The 20,269-nt window shown below is 70.3% G+C and carries 19 protein-coding genes and 1 pseudogene; 8 read left to right on the plus strand and 12 right to left on the minus strand.

Annotation, left to right across the window (positions count from 1 at the left end):
* Positions 1 to 78 precede the first annotated feature (78 nt).
* The 5 genes from pheS to ABZ877_RS23135 all read left to right on the plus strand — a co-directional run bounded on the left by pheS (position 79) and on the right by ABZ877_RS23135 (position 7,179).
* Positions 79 to 1,206: a phenylalanine--tRNA ligase subunit alpha gene (gene pheS, locus ABZ877_RS23115; RefSeq protein ID WP_361074194.1), complete on the plus strand. Its 1,128-nt coding sequence runs from the start codon at positions 79 to 81 to the stop codon at positions 1,204 to 1,206.
* The gene (gene pheT / locus ABZ877_RS23120) at positions 1,206 to 3,719 is read left to right on the plus strand and encodes a phenylalanine--tRNA ligase subunit beta (RefSeq protein WP_361074196.1); all 2,514 of its coding nucleotides are present in this window, start codon (positions 1,206 to 1,208) and stop codon (positions 3,717 to 3,719) included. The genes pheS and pheT overlap by 1 nt, the downstream gene beginning before the upstream one ends.
* A gap of 171 nt (positions 3,720 to 3,890) precedes the next feature.
* Positions 3,891 to 4,982: a PP2C family protein-serine/threonine phosphatase gene (locus ABZ877_RS23125; protein ID WP_361074198.1), complete on the plus strand. Its 1,092-nt coding sequence runs from the start codon at positions 3,891 to 3,893 to the stop codon at positions 4,980 to 4,982.
* 254 nt (positions 4,983 to 5,236) lie between these two features.
* Positions 5,237 to 6,577 carry a transcriptional regulator gene (locus tag ABZ877_RS23130; protein WP_361074200.1) on the plus strand — a complete coding sequence of 447 codons (1,341 nt, stop codon included), beginning with the start codon at positions 5,237 to 5,239 and terminating at the stop codon, positions 6,575 to 6,577.
* A gap of 71 nt (positions 6,578 to 6,648) precedes the next feature.
* Positions 6,649 to 7,179 (plus strand): NUDIX hydrolase, encoded by a 531-nt coding sequence (locus tag ABZ877_RS23135; RefSeq protein WP_361074201.1) that lies wholly within the window; start codon positions 6,649 to 6,651, stop codon positions 7,177 to 7,179.
* 13 nt (positions 7,180 to 7,192) lie between these two features.
* On the opposite strand, the gene ABZ877_RS23140 is transcribed toward ABZ877_RS23135, so the two are convergent.
* Both ABZ877_RS23140 and ABZ877_RS23145 read right to left on the minus strand, forming a co-directional pair.
* Complete coding sequence (locus ABZ877_RS23140) at positions 7,193 to 7,450, minus strand: hypothetical protein (protein ID WP_361074203.1); 258 nt, start codon at positions 7,448 to 7,450, stop codon at positions 7,193 to 7,195.
* A 206-nt stretch (positions 7,451 to 7,656) separates the two neighbouring features.
* Positions 7,657 to 8,517, minus strand: coding sequence for a 3-hydroxybutyryl-CoA dehydrogenase (locus tag ABZ877_RS23145; protein ID WP_361074205.1), 861 nt, complete (start codon positions 8,515 to 8,517; stop codon positions 7,657 to 7,659).
* A gap of 168 nt (positions 8,518 to 8,685) precedes the next feature.
* Between ABZ877_RS23145 and ABZ877_RS23150 the strand changes: the two genes are divergently transcribed.
* The gene (locus ABZ877_RS23150) at positions 8,686 to 9,906 is read left to right on the plus strand and encodes a family 10 glycosylhydrolase (protein WP_361074206.1); all 1,221 of its coding nucleotides are present in this window, start codon (positions 8,686 to 8,688) and stop codon (positions 9,904 to 9,906) included.
* Between the two features lie 16 nt (positions 9,907 to 9,922).
* Here the strand turns inward: ABZ877_RS23150 and ABZ877_RS23155 are convergent, their stop codons facing one another.
* Complete coding sequence (locus ABZ877_RS23155; RefSeq protein WP_361074208.1) at positions 9,923 to 10,120, minus strand: DUF1918 domain-containing protein; 198 nt, start codon at positions 10,118 to 10,120, stop codon at positions 9,923 to 9,925.
* An 80-nt stretch (positions 10,121 to 10,200) separates the two neighbouring features.
* Positions 10,201 to 11,124, minus strand: a complete 924-nt coding sequence (locus ABZ877_RS23160; RefSeq protein ID WP_361074210.1) for a DMT family transporter — start codon at positions 11,122 to 11,124, stop codon at positions 10,201 to 10,203.
* Between ABZ877_RS23160 and ABZ877_RS23165 the strand changes: the two genes are divergently transcribed.
* Positions 11,123 to 12,553: a PLP-dependent aminotransferase family protein gene (locus ABZ877_RS23165; protein WP_361074212.1), complete on the plus strand. Its 1,431-nt coding sequence runs from the start codon at positions 11,123 to 11,125 to the stop codon at positions 12,551 to 12,553. The genes ABZ877_RS23160 and ABZ877_RS23165 overlap by 2 nt on opposite strands.
* Here ABZ877_RS23165 and ABZ877_RS23170 read toward each other — a convergent pair.
* The 6 genes from ABZ877_RS23170 to ABZ877_RS23195 all read right to left on the minus strand — a co-directional run bounded on the left by ABZ877_RS23170 (position 12,504) and on the right by ABZ877_RS23195 (position 16,963).
* Complete coding sequence (locus ABZ877_RS23170) at positions 12,504 to 12,968, minus strand: DUF6314 family protein (RefSeq protein WP_361074214.1); 465 nt, start codon at positions 12,966 to 12,968, stop codon at positions 12,504 to 12,506. The genes ABZ877_RS23165 and ABZ877_RS23170 overlap by 50 nt on opposite strands.
* 285 nt (positions 12,969 to 13,253) lie before the next feature.
* Positions 13,254 to 14,222 carry an S-4TM family putative pore-forming effector gene (locus tag ABZ877_RS23175; protein ID WP_361074216.1) on the minus strand — a complete coding sequence of 323 codons (969 nt, stop codon included), beginning with the start codon at positions 14,220 to 14,222 and terminating at the stop codon, positions 13,254 to 13,256.
* Positions 14,219 to 15,085: a CBASS oligonucleotide cyclase gene (locus ABZ877_RS23180; RefSeq protein ID WP_361074218.1), complete on the minus strand. Its 867-nt coding sequence runs from the start codon at positions 15,083 to 15,085 to the stop codon at positions 14,219 to 14,221. Before ABZ877_RS23180 ends, ABZ877_RS23175 begins: the two co-directional genes overlap by 4 nt.
* A 24-nt stretch (positions 15,086 to 15,109) precedes the next feature.
* The gene (locus ABZ877_RS23185) at positions 15,110 to 15,613 is read right to left on the minus strand and encodes a hypothetical protein (RefSeq protein WP_361074220.1); all 504 of its coding nucleotides are present in this window, start codon (positions 15,611 to 15,613) and stop codon (positions 15,110 to 15,112) included.
* Positions 15,610 to 16,014: a hypothetical protein gene (locus tag ABZ877_RS23190; RefSeq protein ID WP_361074222.1), complete on the minus strand. Its 405-nt coding sequence runs from the start codon at positions 16,012 to 16,014 to the stop codon at positions 15,610 to 15,612. The genes ABZ877_RS23185 and ABZ877_RS23190 overlap by 4 nt, the downstream gene beginning before the upstream one ends.
* A gap of 61 nt (positions 16,015 to 16,075) precedes the next feature.
* Positions 16,076 to 16,963, minus strand: a complete 888-nt coding sequence (locus tag ABZ877_RS23195) for an AAA family ATPase (protein ID WP_361074224.1) — start codon at positions 16,961 to 16,963, stop codon at positions 16,076 to 16,078.
* 262 nt (positions 16,964 to 17,225) lie between these two features.
* Between ABZ877_RS23195 and ABZ877_RS23200 the strand changes: the two genes are divergently transcribed.
* On the plus strand, positions 17,226 to 18,341 hold the full coding sequence (locus ABZ877_RS23200; RefSeq protein WP_361074226.1) for an XRE family transcriptional regulator: 1,116 nt from the start codon (positions 17,226 to 17,228) through the stop codon (positions 18,339 to 18,341).
* A 52-nt stretch (positions 18,342 to 18,393) separates the two neighbouring features.
* Here the strand turns inward: ABZ877_RS23200 and ABZ877_RS23205 are convergent, their stop codons facing one another.
* Complete coding sequence (locus ABZ877_RS23205; RefSeq protein ID WP_361074377.1) at positions 18,394 to 19,437, minus strand: hypothetical protein; 1,044 nt, start codon at positions 19,435 to 19,437, stop codon at positions 18,394 to 18,396.
* A 375-nt stretch (positions 19,438 to 19,812) separates the two neighbouring features.
* Positions 19,813 to 20,268, minus strand: a pseudogene (locus ABZ877_RS23210) (TniQ family protein); the annotation flags it as partial.
* Between the last annotated feature and the right edge of the window lies 1 nt (position 20,269).

Raw genomic sequence — 20,269 nt, forward strand, 5'->3', positions numbered from 1 at the left:
GTCAGGGACAGTTCGTCCACATCATCGGGACAAGTCGCGACGGGGCCATCCGCCAGCCAATCGGAAGTACGGGAAGAGATGTCGGCACCGAACAAGTCGTACGACCCTGTCGAGGTCGAGGCACTGAAACCGGAAGAGATCGAGCGCGTGCGGGACGAGGCGCTCGCCGCCTTCGCCGCCGCGGACTCGCTCGAGGCGCTTCAGGAGGCCAAGGTCGCGCACACCGGCGGCACGTCGCCGCTGTCGCTCGCCAACCGTGAGATCGGCGCCCTGCCCCCGCAGGCCAAGGCCGCCGCGGGCAAGCTCGTGGGCCAGGCCCGCGCCGCCGTCGGCCGGGGCCTCGCCGCCCGCCAGGCCGAGCTGGAGGCCGAGCGCGACGCGCGCGTCCTGGTCGAGGAGGCCGTGGACGTCACGCTGCCCTACGACCGCGTCCCGGCCGGCGCCCGCCACCCGCTGACGACCATGATGGAGCGCGTCGCCGACGTCTTCGTTTCCATGGGGTACGAGGTCGCCGAGGGCCCCGAGGTCGAGGCGGAGTGGTTCAACTTCGACGCCCTGAACTTCACGCCCGACCACCCGGCGCGGCAGATGCAGGACACCTTCTTCGTCCAGGGGCCCGAAGGCACCGAGGGCGACGAGTCGGGTGTCGTCCTGCGCACGCACACCTCGCCCGTGCAGGCCCGCACGCTGCTCGACCGCGAGCCGCCCGTCTACGTCGTCTGCCCCGGCCGTGTCTTCCGCACCGACGAGCTGGACGCCACGCACACCCCGGTCTTCCACCAGATCGAGCTGCTCGCGGTGGACGAGGGCCTGACCATGGCCGACCTGAAGGGCACGCTCGACCACATGGTCAAGGCGCTCTTCGGCGACGACATGAAGACGCGTCTGCGCCCGAACTACTTCCCGTTCACCGAACCGTCCGCCGAGATGGACATGGTCTGCTACGTGTGCCGCGGCGAGTCCGTCGGCAACCCGGACCGCCCGTGCCGCACCTGCGGCAGCGAGGGCTGGATCGAGCTGGGCGGCTGCGGCATGGTCAACCCGCGCGTGCTGACCGCGTGCGGTGTCGACCCCGAGAAGTACAGCGGATTCGCCTTCGGGTTCGGCATCGAACGGATGCTGATGTTCCGCCACAACGTCGAAGACATGCGAGACATGGTCGAGGGTGACGTCCGTTTCACCCGGCCGTTCGGGATGGAGATCTGATGCGGGTCCCGCTTTCCTGGCTGCGGGAGTACGTCGACCTCCCCGCCACCGAGACCGGCCGTGACGTGCAGGCCAAGCTGGTCGGCGTCGGCCTCGAAGTAGAGACCGTCGAACAGCTCGGCGCCGACATCAAGGGCCCCCTCGTCGTCGGCCAGGTGCTGACCATCGAGGTCCTGGAGGGCTTCAAGAAGCCGATCCGGTTCTGCACCGTCGACGTCGGCACCGCCAACGGCACGGGCGAGCCGCAGGAGATCATCTGCGGCGCGAGCAACTTCCAGGTCGGCGACAAGGTCGTCGTCGTGCTGCCCGGCGCCGAACTGCCCGGCGGCTTCGCGATCGCCGCGCGCAAGACGTACGGCAAGGTCTCGCACGGCATGATCTGCTCCAGCGACGAGCTGGGCATGGGCGACGACGGCTCGCACGGCATCATCGTGCTGCCGCCGGAGCACGAGGTCGGCACCGACGCGATCGAGCTGCTCCAGCTCGTCGACGAGGTGCTCGACATCGCCGTCACCCCGGACCGCGGCTACTGCCTCTCGCTGCGCGGCATCGCCCGTGAGACGGCCACCGCGTACGGGCTTCCGCTGCGCGACCCGGCGCTCCTGGACGTGCCCGCGCCGAACGCGCACGGCTACCCGGTCCGCGTCGCCGACCCGATGGCCTGCGACCGCTTCACCGCCCGCACGGTCACCGGGCTCAGCCCCGAGGCCCGCTCGCCGATCTGGCTCCAGCGCCGCCTGCAGAAGGCGGGCATGCGCCCGATCTCGCTCGCCGTCGACGTCACGAACTACGTGATGCTGGAGCTGGGCCAGCCGCTGCACGCCTACGACCGCTCCCTCATCCAGGGCGCGATCGGCGTGCGCCGGGCGCAGCCCGGCGAGAAGCTCAAGACCCTCGACGGCGCCGAGCGCACCCTCGACGCCGAGGACCTGGTCATCACCGACGACCGGGGCCCGATCGGCCTCGCCGGTGTCATGGGTGGCGCCAACACCGAGATCGCCGACCACGAGGAGGGCGCCGGGACCACCGACGTCGTCATCGAGGCCGCGCACTTCGACGCGCTGACCGTCGCCCGTGCCTCGCGCCGCCACAAGCTGTCCTCGGAGGCGTCCAAGCGCTTCGAGCGCGGCACCGACCCGCAGGCCACGGCCGCCGCCGCGCAGCGCGTCGTCGACCTGCTCGTGCTGCTCGCGGGCGGCACCGCCGAGCAGGGCGTCACCGAGGTCATCGCACCGGGCGCCCCGCGCACCATCACGATCCCAGCCGACCACCCGGACAGGGTCGCGGGCGTCGCCTACGGCCGCGAGACGGTCGTGCGCCGCCTCCAGGAGGTCGGCTGCGACGTCTACGGGCAGGACGCGCTCACGGTCACCGTGCCGTCCTGGCGCCCCGACCTCACCGACCCGAACGACCTGGCCGAAGAGGTCATCCGCCTGGAGGGCTACGAGAACCTGCCCTCCACCCTGCCCAAGCCCCCGGCGGGCCGCGGCCTGACCGAGCGCCAGCGCCTGCACCGGCGCGTCGGCCGCGTCCTCGCGGGCGCCGGTTACGTGGAGGCGCCGAACTACCCGTTCATCGGCGAGGCCGTCCTCGACCAGCTCGGCCTGGAGAAGGACGACCCGAAGCGCCGCGTCGTCACCCTCGTCAACCCGCTCTCCGACGAGGAGCCCGCCCTCCGTACGACGCTGCTGCCGGGCCTCCTGTCCACGCTGCGCCGCAACGACGGGCGCGGCAGCCACGACCTGGCCCTCTTCGAGACCGGCCTGGTCTTCCACCCGCGGGAGGAGCTGCGCATCGCGCCGCGCCTGCCCGTGGACCGGCGGCCCACCGACGAGGAGATCGCGTCCCTCACGGCGGCCCTCCCCGACCAGCCCCGGCACGCCGCGGTCGTCCTCGCGGGCGCCCGTGAGCAGACCGGCTGGTGGGGCAAGGGCACCCCGGCGAGCTGGGCCGACGCCGTCGAGGCGGCGCGCGTCATCGCCCACGAGGCGGGCACCGCACTCACCGTGGAGCAGGGCCAGTACGGGCCGTGGCACCCCGGCCGGTGCGCCGCCCTGTACGTGACGCTGGACGGCGCCAAGACGCTCGTCGGGCACGCCGGTGAGCTGCACCCGCGCGTCGTGAAGGCGCTCGGCCTGCCCGCCCGCACCAGCGCCATGGAGCTGAACCTCGACCTCGTCGAGCAGGCGAGCGCCGGTCCCGTGCGGGCGCCGCGGATCTCGACGTTCCCCGTGGCCACCCAGGACGTCGCGCTCGTCGTCGACAAGGACGTCCCGGCGGCGACCGTCGAGGAGGCGCTGCGCGCCGGCGCCGGTGCACTCCTGGAGTCGCTGCGCCTGTTCGACGTGTACGAGAACGCGGAGCAGCTCGGCGAGGGCAAGAAGTCCCTGGCCTACGCCCTGCGCTTCCGTGCCCCCGACCGCACCCTGACGGTCGACGAGGCCAGCGCGGCGCGTGACGCGGCGGTCGCGCGGGCGGCCGAGGAGACGGGCGCGGTGCTGCGCGGCGCGTGAGCGGTGCGCGCACGGCTCCAGTGAGGGGCGCATCCGGGACCACCGGATGCGCCCCTCACTCGTTCGGGTGACGACCTCCCATGAGGTGGGCCGAATGGGGGCATGCGTCGTGAACCGCCGCCGGGCAGTCCGGCGTGCGCGCTTGCACACAGGGCCGAGGGGGCCGTCGGCATGATGATGCGGAGCAGGACCAGGGCGCCCACCCGTACCACCTTCCGTGCCCGGTTACGGGGCCTCGCGCTGCTAGGTCTGCCCACGCTGTGGGGCGGCGCCGCCGTCTCCTGGGAGCTGACGTGCCCGCTCGCCCGGCAGAACAGCCTCGGCGCGCGGATCGTCAGCAGCGCCGTCTTCTTCCTGGTCGGCAGCGGCCTGGTCAGCCAGGCACGGCGAGGGCCGCTGCGGGAGCTGCGGGACGTCAAGGCCGTCGCGGGCGCCGCCCAGTCCGTGCTGCTTCGGCCCCTGCCCGCGCGGCTCGACGGGTTCGCGCTCGCCGCGGGCCAGCTCTCCGCCGACCCCGCCGCCAGCATCGGCGGCGACCTCTACGACGTCGTCGCCACCGACCACGGCGTCCGGGTCGTCATGGGCGACGTCCGCGGCCACGGGCTCGGCGCGCTCGCCGGGGTCGGCGCCGTCCTCGGCAGCTTCCGCGAGGCCGCCCACGACGAGCCCGAACTCGGCGGCGTGCTGCGGCGGTTGGAGCGCGCGCACGGCCGCCATCTGCGCCGGCACGCCTGCGACGACCACCCGGTCGCCCCGGACGAGAAAACGGACTGCCCGCTCTCCGAGGAGTTCGTGACCGTCCTGCTCCTGGAGATCCGCCGGGACGGCACCGTGTACGCCCTCAACTGCGGCCACCCCTGGCCGTACCTGCTGCGGCCGGGCGCCGCGCGCTGCGCCGAACCGCTGACCGGCGGCGAGCCGATGCCGCCCGTCGGCATGTTCCCGCTGCCCGCCGACATCGCCCCCGTGCGGTGCGGGCGGATCGCGCCGGGCGAGGGGCTCCTCCTGCACACCGACGGCATGGAGGACGCCCGTGACGCTCATGGCCGGTTCTTTCCCCTCCAGGACGAGCTGGCCGGCGCCGTGCGCCGCCGCAGGATCGTGCCGGAGGACGTCATCCAGGCCGTGTACGGCCGTCTCCTCGCGCACGCGGGCGGTTCGCCCGGCGACGACGCGGCCCTGCTCGTCCTGCGCAACGACCGGGGACGCGTCCCCGTGCAGCACACGGAGCACACCGGCCGCCGCGCGCAACGGGTGCACTGAGGGCGCGGGGCCGGGCGCCGTCCGCCCGCCGCGGAGTTGTGGGCAGGCGAGCGGGCGGACGACGCGGGATCGGGCCGCCGTATGGAACGAGGGGGAGCCGGCGGCCCGGTCGGCCTCTCGCGAGGCAGTTCAGTCAAGCGGGGGGAAACCGGCCGGAACAGAGTGCACAGGCCCCGGAGTTGAGCATTCCGTTCACACCCCGTGTGAAGCCACCGGGACTACGCTGGGCAGTACCGAGCCCACGGAGGGCATTCATGCAGCCCAACACCCTGCTCGACGCGATACTCGACGAGGCCGGGATCTCCCACGCGGGTCTCGCGGCCCACGTGAACCACGCGGGCCGCGCCCGTGGTCTGGCGCTGCGCTACGAGCACACCGCCGTCGCCCGCTGGCTCAAGGGCCAGCGCCCGCGCGGACAGGTCCCCGACCTGATCTGCGAGGTGCTCGGCGCGCGCCTCCAGCGCCATGTCACGCTCGACGACATCGGCCTCGGCATCCCCGGCGAACCGGCGGCCCCGCACGCCTCCTCGCTCTCCGGGTTCGTGGAGCGGGCCACCGCGGTGTGGCGCTCCGACGAACAGCAGCGCCGCCACATCCTCGACGCCCCGGCCGTCACCGGCACCCCCGCCGTGATGCCCGTGTGGGAGTGGGAGAACCCGCCGGAGGACACCGACGTCTCGCGCGGCGGACGCCATGTCGTCAGCCCCGCCGACATCGAGATGATGCGCTCCGCCCGCACCCACTACGAGCAGATGTACCGCAAGGCGGGCGGCATCGCGACGCGCACCCGGATCGTCGGCTTCCTCAACGCGGAGGCGGCGCCCCTGCTGCGCGGCAGCTACACCGACGCCACCGGGCGCCAACTGCACCGGGCCACCGGCGGACTCGTCGCCATCGCGGGCATCTGCGCCTACGACTCCGACGCGCACGGCCTGGCCCAGCGCTACTTCCACCAGGCGCTGCGGCTCGCGAAGGCCAGCGGGGACCGGGGGCTCGGGGCGTACGTGATAGCGCTCCTGGTGAACCAGTCGCTGCACATGCGCGAGCACCGGCAGGCCGTCGCCTTCGCGGAGGCCGCGCTGCGCGCCGCCGGGCGCCACATCACCCCGGCGCTCGCCTCCGATCTGTACGCCATGCAGGCGAAGGCGTACGCGCACCTCGGCGACGGCACGAGCGCGCTCGAGTGCATCCGGCGTGCCGAGTCCGCCGCCGACCGCATCCGGCGGGGGCACGAACCGGACGAGACGGGTTACGTCCAGCCCGGGTTCGTCAACGTACAGGTCGCGGAGGCACTGCTGAGCCTCGGCGACTACGCCGGGGCCCGGGAGCACGCCACGGAGGCCGTGCACACCCCGGCGCACGACCGGGGCCGGGTGCACCGGCTCGCGGTGCTCAGCCAGATCCAGCTCAGACAGGGCAACACCGAGCAGGCCGTCGCGACCGCCGTCGAGATGGCCGAGGCCGCGCGGGGGATGGAGTCCCAGCGCCTGCGCGACAGACTCCGGGTCGTCCGCGAGCACCTGATGCGCAGCGGCTGCGCCGGCACGGCCGAGGCCGCCGAGCTCATCGACGGGGCGCTGCGCGTTCCACTCTGATCCCGCACCGGGGAGCCCAGCTCCGCCACTGCTGCGATATTGCCAGCAACTCGGCGGAAGGTGGCAGAACCGTGCAGTGGACGAAACAAAACGAACAAACCGTGTACGAAAACCGGTGGTTCACCGTCAATCTGGCGGACGTCGAACTCCCGGACGGCCGACACCTCGACCACTTCCTCATCCGGCTGCGGCCGGTGGCGGTGGCGACGGTGGTCAACGAGGCCAACGAGGTGCTGTTGCTGTGGCGGCACCGCTTCATCACCGACAGCTGGGGGTGGGAACTGGCCGCGGGCGTCGTCGAGGACGGCGAGGACATCGCGGACGCGGCCGCGCGGGAACTGGAGGAGGAGACCGGCTGGCGACCGGGACCTCTGCGGCACCTGATGAGTGTCGAACCGTCCAACGGGCTCACGGACGCCCGGCACCACATCTACTGGACCGACGAGGGAACATACCTCGGCCACCCCCAGGACGACTTCGAGTCGGACCGCAGGGAATGGGTCCCGCTCAAGCTCGTCCCCGACATGATCGCTCGTGGAGAGGTCCCGGCCGCCAACATGGCGGCCGCGCTACTGCTCCTGCACCATCTCCGGCTCGGTTAGCGCCTCCCGCGCGCTAATGCCCGACCGCCTGCCATATGGCGATGGCCAGGGCCCCGACCGCCGTCAGTGCGGCGACCGCGGGCAACGGCCATCGGGTGTGCTCCAACGCGCTGATCCGCGAGTTCAGATCGTCCTGGTCCTTGGCGGTCTGGTCGTCGCGGTGAGCGAGAAGGGTGAGTTGGCCGTCGATCCGAGTCAGACCTACCTCGAAGACACGGCGTAACTCAGCGAGTTCCTCCGGGACCACGGAATACTCCGGGTCGGTGGTCACTGATCCGCTCCTTTCTGTAGTCGTCCCATCCCTGATGTACGCAACAAAAGTGAACTCGCCAGGTGGGCGCCGCGACAGCGTGTGCGAAAGGCATATGCGGGTCACCCGCGCACTCCCCGTGCGAACGCAGTGGGCCCGGTGCTCCGAAGAGCGCCGGGCCCACTGACGAACACGGAGTGTGTTCGAGGTCTGTTCGGTCGGGCGGGTCAGCCGTAGGTGTAGAACCCCGAGCCGGTCTTGCGGCCGAGCCGGCCCGCGTCGACCATCCGCTGGAGCAGCGGCGGAGCGGCGTACAGCGGCTCCTTGTACTCGGCGTACATCGAGTCCGCGATCGAGGCGATGGTGTCCAGGCCGATCAGGTCCGACAGCTTGAGCGGGCCCATCGGGTGGGCGCAGCCCAGCTCCATGCCGTTGTCGATGTCCTCGCGGCTGGCGATACCGGACTCGAACATCCGGATGGAGGAGAGCAGGTACGGCACGAGCAGCGCGTTCACCACGAAGCCCGAGCGGTCCTGGGCGCGGATCGCGTGCTTGCCGAGGACCTTCTCCACCAGGACCTGGGCGCGGCTGATCGTGCCCTCGGAGGTGGTGAGCGCCGGGATCAGCTCGACGAGCTTCTGCACGGGCGCCGGGTTGAAGAAGTGGATGCCGATGACGTGGTCGGGCCGGGACGTCGCCACGGCCAGCTTCACCAGCGGGATGGACGAGGTGTTCGAGGCGAGGATCGCGTCGGGACGCGTCACGACCTGGTCGAGGACCTGGAAGATCTCCGTCTTGACCTGCTCGTTCTCCACGACCGCCTCGATGACGAGGTCCCGGTCGGCGAACTCGCCGAGGTCCGTGGTGAAGGTGAGCCGCTCCTGCGTCTCGAGCAGCTCCGCCTCGGTGATCTTGCCCCGCTCGGCCGCCTTGGTGAGCGAGTTGAGCAGCCGCGTCCGCCCGATCTCCAGGGCCTCACCGGTGGTCTCGGCCACCATCACGTCCAGGCCGCTGCGGGCGCACACCTCGGCGATGCCGGCCCCCATCTGGCCACAGCCCACCACGCCCACGCGTGTGATGTCAGTCAAGGCGTCCGTCACCTCGTGCCTTTCGCTGTTTCGTCCGGGGCCGCCGGCAGGCAGAATCCTCCCGGGCACTGTCGGAGCTGCACGTTACCCCCTGCTCTGGGGCGGGTGGAGCCCGGGTTAACGCCTGTTCATCCAGGACTACCGTGACACACGACATCGGGGGGAACCATGGGACGTATCTCACGCCGCGCCTTCGCTCTCGGCGCCGGGCTCGCACTGGCCGGACTCACCGCCGGTGACGCGGTCGCGGGCGGCGGCCACCGGCACCACCGGGCCCGGCACGCCATGCGGGGCATGTGGCTCGCCACCGTCGCCAACCGGGACTGGCCCTCGCGCCCCGGCCTCAGCGCCGCCGACCAGCGCGCCGAGCTGCTCGCCCACCTGGACACGGCCGTGCGCCGCAAGCTGAACACGGTGATCTTCCAGGTGCGGCCCACCGCCGACGCCCTGTGGCCCTCCCGGTACGAACCCTGGTCGCAGGTGCTGACCGGGACCCAGGGCAAGGACCCGGGCTGGGACCCGCTCGGCACCGCCGTGCGCGAGGCCCATCGCCGCGGGCTCCGGCTGCACGCCTGGTTCAACCCGTACCGCATCGCCAACCACACCGACCCCAGCCGCCTGATCCCCACGCACCCGGCGCGGGTCCACCCCGACTGGGCCGTCCCGTACGGCGGGAAGCTGTACTACAACCCCGGCCTTCCCGAGGTACGGCGGTTCGTGCAGGACGCCATGGTCGACGCGGTGCGGAGATACGCCGTCGACGCCGTCCACTTCGACGACTACTTCTATCCGTATCCGGTCGCGGGCCAGACCTTCGACGACGACGCGGCCTACGCGAAGTACGGCGGGAAGTTCCCGGACCGGGCGGCCTGGCGGCGCGACAACATCGACCGGCTGGTGCGCGAGATGTCCGGCCGGATCGAGCGGACCCGGCCCGGGACCCGGTTCGGCATCAGCCCCTTCGGGGTGTGGCGCAACCGGGCCACCGACCCGGAGGGCTCGGACACCACGGCGGGCGTGCAGACCTACGACGACCTGCACGCGGACACCCGCAAGTGGGTGCGCGAGGGCTGGATCGACCACGTGGTGCCCCAGGTGTACTGGAACCTCGGCTTCCCCGCCGCCGACTACGCGAAGCTCGTCCCCTGGTGGGCCGGGACCGTACGCGGCACGGGCGTCGACCTCTACATCGGCGAGGCCCTCTACAAGGCGGGCGACCCGGCGCAGCCCGCCGCCTGGCAGGACCCGGCCGAACTCTCCCGGCACCTCACCTTCGCGGGACAGTTCCCCGAGGTGGGCGGCCACGTCTACTTCTCCGCGAAGGAGGTCGGCCAGGACAGGATCGGCGCCATGGCCCGCGTCGTCGCGGACCACTACGGCCGGTTCTAGCGGGTGCGGGTGCGGCTCACTCCCTGCGGCCGGTGACCGGCTGGACGACCGCGTCCGGGCCCGGGGACATGATGGCCTCGTGGCCGTCCTCGAAGCGGACGCGGAACGGGGGGCCGCCGTCGGCGCCGAGGACTTCGATGATCTGCGCGATCCGGTCGTGCTGACCGACGATGCGACCGTGCATCAGGAGCCGGTCGCCTACGGTTGCGTGCATCAGGAGTGACCTCCTCGCCGTGCCCGTATGGTGCGGCAAGTCTACGGCGGGACACGGGGGTTGGGACCCCGGTCGTTCGGTCAGCCGCGGGCGCGCTGGGTCACCGCGATGCACACCAGGACCGCGACCGCCGTGAGCGGCGCCGCGACCGTCAGCGACTCGCCGAGCAGGAGCACCGACCACACGAGCGTCACCAGGGGCTGAGCGAGCTGGAGCTGGCTGGCCTTGGGGATGCCGATCAGGCTCATGCCCTTGTACCAGACGACCAGGCCGAGAAATTGCGAGCCCACCGCCACCCACAGCAGGCCCGCGACCGCGTGCCCGGTCAGCCGCACCGGCTCCTGCGCCAGCGCGAGCGCCGCGCCCGCCACGGCGAGCGGCAGGCACAGGACCAGCGCCCAGGCGATCACCTGCCAGCCCGGCATGGCCGAGGCGAGCCGGCCGCCCTCGGTGTACCCGGCCGCGCAGATCAGCAGCGCGCCGAAGAGATACAGGTCGGCCCGGGTCAGCGCGCCCCCGCTCTGCTGCACCGTGAACGCGATCACCGCCGCCGCGCCCGCGCACGCCGCGATCCAGAAGGCGCGGGAGGGCCGGGCCCCGGTGCGCAGGGAGGAGAACACGGCCGTGGTCAGCGGCAGCAGGCCCACCACGACCGCCGAGTGCGCGGTCGTCGCCGACTGGAGGGCCAGCGTGGTCAGCATCGGGAAGCCCAGGACCACGCCCGCGCCGACGACGGCGAGCCCCGCCCAGTGCCGTCGCGCGGGGACGGGGACGCGCAGGACGAGCAGGCCGCCGCCCGCGACGAGCGCCGCGAGCACGCTGCGGACGGCCACGAGCGACCAGGGGCCGAACCCTTCGAGGCCCCAGGCGGTGGCGGGGAAGGTGAGCGAGAAGGCGAGGACGCCGAGCGCTGCCAGGATCGTGCCGGGTGCGGTGGCCCGCCGCGGGGCGGGAGCGGTGACTGCTATCGGGGGAGCGGCGGTAGCGCTATTCTCTGTCCTCATGCAAGAGCGTAGCAGCGTGGGTGAACTGGCGAAACGGCTCCGCGATGAGCTGAAGCGCTACTCGGAGGGTGAGAAGCTGCCGTCGAGCCGGGCGCTCGTCGAGCGGTTCCGGGTCAGCCCGGTCACCGTCTCCCGCGCGCTCGCGCAACTCGCCGGGGAAGGGCTCGTGGTGACGCGCCCGGGCGCCGGAGCGTTCAAGGCCGCCCCGCGCGCGACCGCCTCCGTCGGCGACACCTCCTGGCAGGAAGTCGCCCTCAGCGCCGACGCCACCGCCGACGCGGTGCCGCGCTCGGTGGACGCCTCGGGGGTCCTCGTCACCCTGGCCGCGGCACAGCCCGGCGTCATCGAGTTCAACGGCGGCTACCTGCACGAGGAGCTGCAACCGGTCGGCGCCATGTCCGCCGCGCTCGCCCGCGCGGGCCGCCGCCCCGGCGCCTGGAACCGGCCGCCCGTCGACGGCGTGCCCGAACTGCGCGACTGGTTCGCCCGCGGCATCGGCGGCGCGATCACCGGCGCCGAGGTCCTTGTCACCTCCGGCGGCCAGTCGGCCCTGGCCACCGCGTTGCGGGCGCTGGCCCCGCCCGGCGCCCCCGTCCTGGTCGAGTCGCCCACCTACCCCGGCATGCTGGCCATCGCGCGGGCCGCGGGCCTGCGCCCCGTCCCCGTCCCCGTCGACCGGGACGGCGTCCGCCCCGAACTGCTCGCGGAGGCGTTCCGGGCCAGCGGCGCCCGCCTGTTCGTGTGCCAGCCGCTGTTCCAGAACCCGACAGGCGCGGTGCTCAGCGCCGAACGCCGCTCCGAGGTGCTGCGCATCGCCCGCGAGGCCGGGGCCTTCGTCGTCGAGGACGACTTCGTGCGCCGCCTCGTGCACGAGGACGCGGGCCCGCTGCCGCGCCCGCTGGCGAGCGACGACCCGGACGGCGTCGTCGTGCACGTCTGCTCGCTCACCAAGGCCACCTCGCCGAGCCTGCGCATCGGCTGCCTCGCCGCGCACGGCCCCGTCCTGGAGCGGTTGCGCGCCATCCAGGTCGTCGACCACTTCTTCGTGCCGCGCCCCTTGCAGGAGGCCACGCTCGAACTCGTCGGCTCACCGGCCTGGCCGCGCCATCTGCGCACCGTGGCACGGGAGTTGCGGACCCGCAGGGACGTGCTGGCCACCGCACTCGCCGCGCGCCTGCCCGAGCTGGCCGTGGACCACGTCCCCGTCGGCGGCTACCACCTGTGGGCGCGCCTGCCCGACGGCACCGACGAGCGCGGGCTCGCCGCGGGCGCCCTGCGGGCGGGCGTCGCGGTGGCCCCGGGGCGCCCGTACTTCGCGGCCGAGCCCCCGGCCCCGTACCTGCGGCTGAGCTTCGTCGCGGTGGCGGGGGTCGCGGAGATCACGGAAGGCGTACGGCGGCTGGCGGCAGCCTGCGGTAGTCAGTGGTGAGGACGAGGTCCTTCGCCGGGCCGCGCACCCGCCACACCGTCCGCCAGCCGTCGGCGTCGTGGACCGTGAACTCGCCCCGGTAGAGATCGGCCGAACAGGGGTGGTCGGCGATGTGGTGGCCGTCGCGCAGGTCGAGGCCGTGGAAGAAGCGGCCGTCGGAGAAGCGGACGACGGCCGTGCCGGGCTCCTCGCCGGGCAGAAAGCGCAAGGTCCGCTCGGCGGGCCGCGCGACGCCGCGCCACTCGAAGGTGCCGGACTCGAAGTGCAGCAGCCCCTCGCCCTCCGCCGTGAAGGCGGTGGTGCCGGTGAAGGTGCCGGTCACGTCCTCGGCGAGGTCCCGCACGGTCCGTTCCACGCGCCAGTCCCCGGTCAGGAACGCCAACGCGTCCGCAACCGGCCAGAGTCCGCCCGCCACACCCATCACTCCCGTACACCTCCGCGCGAACCGTCGACGCGCGCACCGCAGCTTCCCATCTTGCCGGTCGCGAGCGGGACGGTGCTGCTGTGACCGAGATCTTTAGTTGGCGGATCATTTTCTGGGATGCAGAGGTCAGGAGCGTGTGGAGAATTCTGTTTGGCGGATCTTGAGAGGCATAGTTGGCGGACCTTGAGATTTCGGCATTCACTGTGCGTGAGCGTGTGCGCCGCTCTTAGTCGCGGCGGGTCGGTTGGGCGGGCTGGGAGTATCCCGCCCAACGAACTACGCGGGTGGGGGTGTGTTTTGGGCGAGGCGGACGCGGTGGCCTTCTGCAGTGTCGCCGAAGTCGCGTTCGTCGTCGTCGCGGAAACGCTTGTAGAACCACTCGGGTACTCGGGTGCTGTCCAGGCGGGTGCGGAGTACGCCGTCCTGCACGTCCCGTGCAACGCTTCGAAGGCGGCGCCATTCGTCGTCAGGGACGGGGCCTGGGCGTCCGCTGTGTAGCTCGGTGTTGACGACCTTGGTGAGTCGGTCGCGTTCGTCAGCCACTTTGCGTTGGCCGGACCAGATTTCGTAAGCGATCTGGTAGACCGCTAGGGATGGGACGAAGAAGCTGAGGAGAGTGTCGCCCAGAGTGGCGTCCGCGACCACCAAGCCGGCGAGGAAGCCGATGGCGGCCCACAGCATCGCAACGGCAGCGATGACGTAGCTATAGCGACGGCGAAGACGAGCGTCCCAGGCGAGGTTCTGTTCCTGAGCAATGAACACGTCGTAGGGGTGGTGGACGTCGTCGGTGGGGTCGTACCAGCCGTCAGTGATGCGCTTGTCCTTCGGGCCGCCTCGGGGGAGCTTGCGCGCGAGACGGCGGACGTCGGGTTCGGCGATGGGGTCGCCTGCAACGGTGGCGCGCCACGGCAAGTGGAACAGGGCGACGTCGAACATCTCTTGGAGCAGGGCGCCCTGGCGGGCGGTGCTCCCGGCGAGGCCCTTGAGCAGGAACGCGGAGACGACGAACCAGAAGAACCCGACGACCGAGACGACTGTCCGGCCGTGGCCGGACAGCGTGATCAGGACACCGGCGGCGGCGAGCAGAACGGCGGCGGTGACGCGCACAGCTTCGAGGAGCTGGCCGCGTTGGTGGCTTGCCGACGCGGCGCGCTGGAGAAGCAACATGTCGTCGTCGAGCTGCCGCTCGTGGATAGCCCGAGGCGGTATCCCGTGAACGCCGCCGGGGTCTGTGGAGAGGTTCATGGCCTGGTCATCCTGTTCCCGAACAGCTTCTTCCACTCGTCGTAGGCGGCGCGCTCCTGGCCCTCGTCCTCCAAGTCGACCGCCCGCTCTGTGATGGCGCGGGCCTGGGTGAGTGCGTTGGCCGCGGCGAGCTTCTGAGTCGCGTTCATGACGGCGTTGACGTCACCGCCCAGGCCGGCGGGGTCAGGCCACTCGTCGCCGATGCGTTCGGCGGCGGTGGCCAAGAACAGCACGATCTCGTCCTGGTAGCGCCCAATCGGCGGTTTCACCAGCGACTGGGCCATGACCTCCAGCAGGAAGGAGGGCGACACGGGCTCACCGAGTTCGCGGTTGATGCCCTTGACCATCTTGACGAAGGGCACGTATTTGCCGTCGCAGTCGGCGTTCTTGGCGATGCTCAGCTCGTGGTGGCGCTTGGGGTTGGTCGCGATCCAGTCGCCTGCCGAGGGATTGGGGATGTAGTAGCCGCCCTCGTCTCGCTTGAAGGCGGGGACCACGTCGATCGACATGACCTCGTCGTCGGGGCCGTAGGGGATGACGACGGCCATGCCGTCGCGGGCGGCAGCGCTCCACTTCTGACGGAGCAGGGTCTCCAGGGCGTTGATCACTTGGATGGGCGCCCGATCGCGGAAGCCGGCCTGGGAGCCGTTGGCGTCGAGGACCACGAAGATATCGATGTCCTTGAGCTTCTTCGTCTTGGTGTCGCGCCGGTAGCTGCCGGTGAGGAAGTCGTCGGCGAGGTCCCAGTGCGACCGGACGAAATCGCGGATGGCCTCGTGCCGTGCCTTCGCCAGGTTCTGCTCGGTCTGGGTGATCTCCAGGTTGTGCCTGAGCTTGGTGAAGGCGTCGTCGATGTATCCCATAGCGGTGTCTTCCTGCTCGTGGCCTCAGGTGTGGTAGTACCGCATGCCGGTCGAGGCGTGTGGGGCGGAGCCGAGGGTGCCGAAGGTGATGCCGCGCAGGCCGTCGGTGCTCGCCCGCTGGCCGGGGCCCCAACCCGGTTGTGGGGTGCGGGGCCCGTTGAAGGTGCAGAACAGCCGGTAGGCTGTGCCCGCGGGCACCTGGTCGAACTTGGCCCGGAACCGGGCGGCTCGGGCACGAGAGGCGGTGAACTCGGCGTTGCCGTCGCCGGCGGTGGTGTAGGAAACCGGGAACTCGATCACCGGTGCCACGGCGCCCGAGGGCTGGTGGCACTCGAGGACGACCGTGTCGAGTGAGCCCTCCTCGATCCACGCCTTGATCGCGTTCTCGTTCTGCACCCAGTCGCGATGCAGCCGGTCCATGTTGATCCCCAGGTCGGCGAGGATGTCGGTGATGGTGCCGAGGATGACGTCAGTCAGGTGCGTGGCGGTGTGGGTCCGGGTGTAGCTGTAGGTATAGGTGGAGGTCATCGCTGGGTCACCGCCCAGCGCAGAGCCTCACGATCGATCAGCGGACCGGAGCTGACCGCCTTCGTCTCCGGAGCGGGCGGGACAGCGTCGGACAACCGGGCGTGACCATCGACGACTGCCTTCACCTGCTCCTGGAGCGGGGTCGGGGACGGCAGGTGGATCGTGAAATCGTCGGCGCCTGCCGCGCCGGGGACCGGGTTGAGGTTCTCCTCCAACGTCAGCGCCGCCGTGCCGGACACCGTCGTGATCTCGCAGTGCACCTTGCCGGCCACCAGGGTGATCGGGTGCTGCTGCAGGTGCCCTGCCGCGATCAGCATCCGCCCGATTGCCTCGGCGGCCGACATCGCCTGCACCGCCTCGTCGCGGGACAGCGCGGAGGACTGCGCCACGGTGTCCGCCACGAGGTCCGAGATTACCGCCCAGGTTCCGCTGGCGCTGCGCGTGGGGGAGGCCGCCACCTGCCTAGCGCGCCGCACGGGACACCTCCGGCTGGCCCGTCTCCGCGACGGCGTTGTGCACCGCGGCGGCCAGGTCGTCTTCGGTCAGGCTGCCGGGGTCCAGCACCGTGTCCAGCCGCTGAGCCAGGGCTTCGAAGACCACCTTGCGCGTACGGCGGCCGTCCAGTCCGTGAGCCGCCTCGGCGATGCGCTCCACCCCCGAGGAGCGCGCAAGCTCGCCCAAGGCGGGGTACTTGTGGGCCAGCATCAGCAGCGTGGAGGCCAGGATCTTCCGCAGCGCCTCCGGCTCGGGAAGCGGGACGAGGATGGCGGCATCGGAGCGGGAGAGGAACGCCTCGTCCAGAGCGGTGGTGAAGTTGCTGGTCGCGACGAAGAACAGGTGCGGGTGCTCGGCGGCGTTGAGATCCAAGGCAGTGAGCACCGCGTCCGTGGCGCGGTGGACGTCGGCCGGGTTGGCGGCCAGCGACGCCGCCGAGCGGGCCACCGCCATCGACTCGACCTCGTCGAGGATCACCACGGTCGGCACGCCATCCGACGCGAGGCCCGGAACGTACTCGCCGAGCAGCTCGCTGACCCGCTGCTGCGACTGCCCGTGTTCGGCGCTCATTAGCCCGTGCGGGTTGATCTCGATCCGTCGGACCGCGCCTCCACCGACGTAGCGGGCGACCTGCGCCGGCAGACCCCGCGCCAGGGTCGTCTTGCCGGTACCAGGAGGACCGTAGAGCGTGCACAGGCCGTGCAGCGCCGTCACCGCAAAAGGCAGGTCAGGCCGCACAAGCAGCGACAACACGGTTTGGTTGCGCAACCGCTCCTTGATCCCCTCCGGCACCACGATGGCGTCCCACAAGGCGGCCTCCGCCGAGTCGGCGGTGATCACCTCGTCCGACAGCACGCACTCCTGAACTTTCAGCACCTCAGCTCCGTCCCCCACTGGCGATGGGTTACCTCAGATCTGAACATCATTTTCCGTGCGTTAGGTAGAGTACATGACGGAGCGAGGATGCAAGTCGACACACTTCACTCAGGCGTGGTCGGCTGAAGCCGAGCGATTTGACCGACCGGTAACCAAGGTGTGCCTAAGATGCGGGCGGAGCATTCAAGATCAAGAAGCGTCCGCTGACCTGTGGACGTCGACGGGCCGGGAGGCGAGCGACGTGAACGACCCGCAACTGGACCCCAGCGATATCGCCGCCCTGTTCGATCGCGCCCGGCTGCGAATGGCACGCGAACTCCGGGGGCTCACCCAGGTGCAACTGGCCAGGGAAGTGGGCTCCGTCACCGCAGCCTCGATCAGCCAGTTCGAGAACGGGCACACCAAGCCCGCCACATCGACGCTTCGCCGGCTCGCGGTCGCCTTGCGGGTGCCGCCATCATTCTTCGCAGCCCCAGCCCGCCCCCCTGCTCAGGCTCAGGTCAACGGGTTCTTCCGCAGCCTTCGATCGACCTCCCCCCGAGATCGCCAACAAGCGCTTGCGTACGTGCACCTCGCACGAGAACTCGCGCTTGAGCTCGAAAAATACGTCGCGCTTCCCGATCTCAATCTGCCGCGCATTCCAATCAACGAAGAGTGTCCTCTTCAATCTGCTGACATCGAACAAGTGGCAGCTCAGATCCGCGATCACTGGAATGTCCCACGCGGTCCAGTGCAAAACGTCGTGCGCCTGATGGAAATGAACGGCGTGATCGTCGTCCGTTTCCGTGTCAGCATTGAGAAAGTTGATGCATTCTGCGTCGACTTCCCCGACAGGCCTATTGTCGCCCTCGGGGCCGACAAGGGATTGCGTGACCGCTCCCGCTTCGATGCGGCCCATGAACTAGGGCACCTAGTCTTGCATGGCCTCACTGGAAAAATCGGCGACAAGGTCACTGAGAGCCAAGCCCACGAGTTTGCTGCTGCGTTTCTCATGCCAGCTGACGACATCAGATCCGAACTTCCGGAACAGCTCGATTGGCCCGCATTTCTTCGCTTGAAAGCGAAGTGGCATGTTTCGCTAGCGGCCCTCCTGGTTAGGGCAAGAACGCTCGGTGTCATGAGTGAACACACCTATGCGCAGGCATGGAAAGCCTTGTCCGTCCGAGGGTGGAGGAAAGTCGAGCCAGGCCCTCTTGGGAATCCGGAAGTTCCCGTGCTCTTGCAGCGCGCACTAGAGCTCACGGAGACAACCGGGATCTCCTTCGCTGATTTCATCAATCGTTCCGGACTTCCAGAATTCGATGTTCGAACTCTAGTGAGCCGGGATATCAGTGAACGACCCCGCGTGGAATTTTAACTGGCCCCACTCGGTTACTCAGCATGTGAGTGCGGATCGTGATAGTCGGCGCTTACTGTCCAGAAGTGCCGGGCTGTCCGTTTGCCGTTGGGGATCTGCCTGCACTCGAGTCGATGTCCCGGGCCAACTGCTGGGCGTATTCGGCGAGGAGTTTCCGTAAGTCGGCGTAGTGCCGAAAGGTGTCTGGCCGGACGAGGTTGTACCAGGTGGTGTTGCGGCGCAGGGCCCATTCGTGCTGGACGTTCTCAGGCTGCTCGGCCTCAATGGGACGCGGGGCGAAGAGGTGTTCGCCCCGCGTGACCTGTACCCAGATGAAGACGGAGGCGTCCTGACGTTTACGGTCGCCGACTGGTGGCCGGATGGGGCCGGGGAGGGGTGGCAACTCGCTGACCAGGGCGTCCCATTCGTCAGGAGGCAGAGCCCAGTCCCTGAGTGCCTCACGTCGGTGCTGGTAGTCGATAAGTGGTTGGCGCGGTGCTCGGAGTTCGGCGCCGAGCTCGCGGAGGACTCGTTCGAACTCGGCCGGGCTGCGTCCCGCGCGCTCCCAGCGTTTGAAGTCGGTGTTGGTTCTGAACCGCACCAGGTTTGGGGTGATGCCGAGGTAGGTCGCGGCCTCATCGAGGGGTCCGCCTTTGGCCCACTGGACGAGCTGGACTGCAGCGGTTCGACGTAGCACCTTCGGGGCGATCCCGGTAATGGGTGCGAAGTGCCTTTCATACCAGTCCGGTTCCAGGTATGCCGGGATGTGCTCTGGCCGGTAGTCGTCCCGCTGGGGTGCTCGGTATTCCTGGGGGCCGCCGATTTTGCGGTAGGTGCGGGTCAAAGGTTCGGCCGCGTCTCGGAACCGTCGCGAGCACGAGTTTTCATGGCGGGCGTAGATGCGTACCCAGGGTGTGCGTGTCGGCCGCTCCCCTGGGGTGTGGATGAGGTGGGAAAGGTGTTCGGACAGGTCGTCTGATTCGAGCAAGGAGTGTGCGGCGCGGAGGAGTCCGGCACAGGCGAGCGGGTCGCGCGGTGGTGCATCGCGCAAGCGATAGTGCTGCAGACCGTTGCTCGTGCCGGGATGCCCTGAAGCGGAGTCGACGTAAGCGGTCACATGCTCGGCGAGGGTGCTGTCGAGAAGCTGCTGCCCTGCTGGCCATGTAGTGCCGATCAGTGCGGTGGCCAGCCGGAGATCCGTGAAGTACTCGGATGCGTCCGTGGGCGGAGTCGGTGGCTTTAGGCGGGTAAGGAGGGACTGCTGGAAGCGGAGGACGCCCGGTGTTGGTTGTGGCCGACGGCCGGGATCTGTTCCAACTCGCTGATCGAGTCTGCCGCCGCAGGCGCGGGACTTCCGTTTCTGCGTCGGGGTGTCGATCGTCCACCGGCATTGCGCTGGATGCAGGGTGTGATCGTTGGCTCGCTCGAGCAGGCGCCCTGATACGGCGCGCGGCCTGCCGCAGTGCGGGCAGCCTGCTTCCAGATAGGCCTGATGTTCTACGCAGCTGAAGGCAACGGGAAGGTGCCAGAGCTTGTGCCAGGGGCCGCCGTGTAGTTGCTGGGCCGGGGTGCCGTCGCCCGCCAGGCAGGAGGGGCAGAACCGCGGGGAGCCGACGAAGAGCCATGGGTCCGGCCTCTTCGGTCCCGGTCCGGGCACGGACGACCAGGCGATGGGTGGGTACCGGTCTCGCCACAGTGTCAGTGTCAGTGCCGACACTTCCTGGGCTGTCTGGCGGGTCAGGTGGGCGAATCCTTGGGCCTCCGGCCCGGTGAGATTCAGCAGCAGGCTACCTGGGATGTGAGTGGCTTGGACGCGATCGGTCCAGCCCGCCGCACGAATCAGCTGCAGAGGCGGGAGGCTGAGCCGATGCCCAAGCCGAAGCAGGTAGCCGACCAGGGACTCTCCTGACAAGGGTTCGAGACTCCGGGGCAGAGGATGCAAGTTCATT

This window comes from Streptomyces sp. NPDC046939 (genome assembly GCF_040644575.1).
Taxonomy (GTDB): Bacteria; Actinomycetota; Actinomycetes; order Streptomycetales; family Streptomycetaceae; genus Streptomyces.

Coding starts and splice junctions, on each gene's coding strand:
- pheS (WP_361074194.1), top strand. CDS start 79: ATGTCGGCACCGAACAAGTCGTACGACCCTGTCGAGGTCGAGGCACTG.
- pheT (WP_361074196.1), top strand. CDS start 1,206: ATGCGGGTCCCGCTTTCCTGGCTGCGGGAGTACGTCGACCTCCCCGCC.
- ABZ877_RS23125 (WP_361074198.1), top strand. CDS start 3,891: ATGATGATGCGGAGCAGGACCAGGGCGCCCACCCGTACCACCTTCCGT.
- ABZ877_RS23130 (WP_361074200.1), top strand. CDS start 5,237: ATGCAGCCCAACACCCTGCTCGACGCGATACTCGACGAGGCCGGGATC.
- ABZ877_RS23150 (WP_361074206.1), top strand. CDS start 8,686: ATGGGACGTATCTCACGCCGCGCCTTCGCTCTCGGCGCCGGGCTCGCA.
- ABZ877_RS23155 (WP_361074208.1), bottom strand. CDS start 10,120: ATGCACGCAACCGTAGGCGACCGGCTCCTGATGCACGGTCGCATCGTC.
- ABZ877_RS23165 (WP_361074212.1), top strand. CDS start 11,123: ATGCAAGAGCGTAGCAGCGTGGGTGAACTGGCGAAACGGCTCCGCGAT.
- ABZ877_RS23160 (WP_361074210.1), bottom strand. CDS start 11,124: ATGAGGACAGAGAATAGCGCTACCGCCGCTCCCCCGATAGCAGTCACC.
- ABZ877_RS23175 (WP_361074216.1), bottom strand. CDS start 14,222: ATGAACCTCTCCACAGACCCCGGCGGCGTTCACGGGATACCGCCTCGG.
- ABZ877_RS23180 (WP_361074218.1), bottom strand. CDS start 15,085: ATGGGATACATCGACGACGCCTTCACCAAGCTCAGGCACAACCTGGAG.
- ABZ877_RS23185 (WP_361074220.1), bottom strand. CDS start 15,613: ATGACCTCCACCTATACCTACAGCTACACCCGGACCCACACCGCCACG.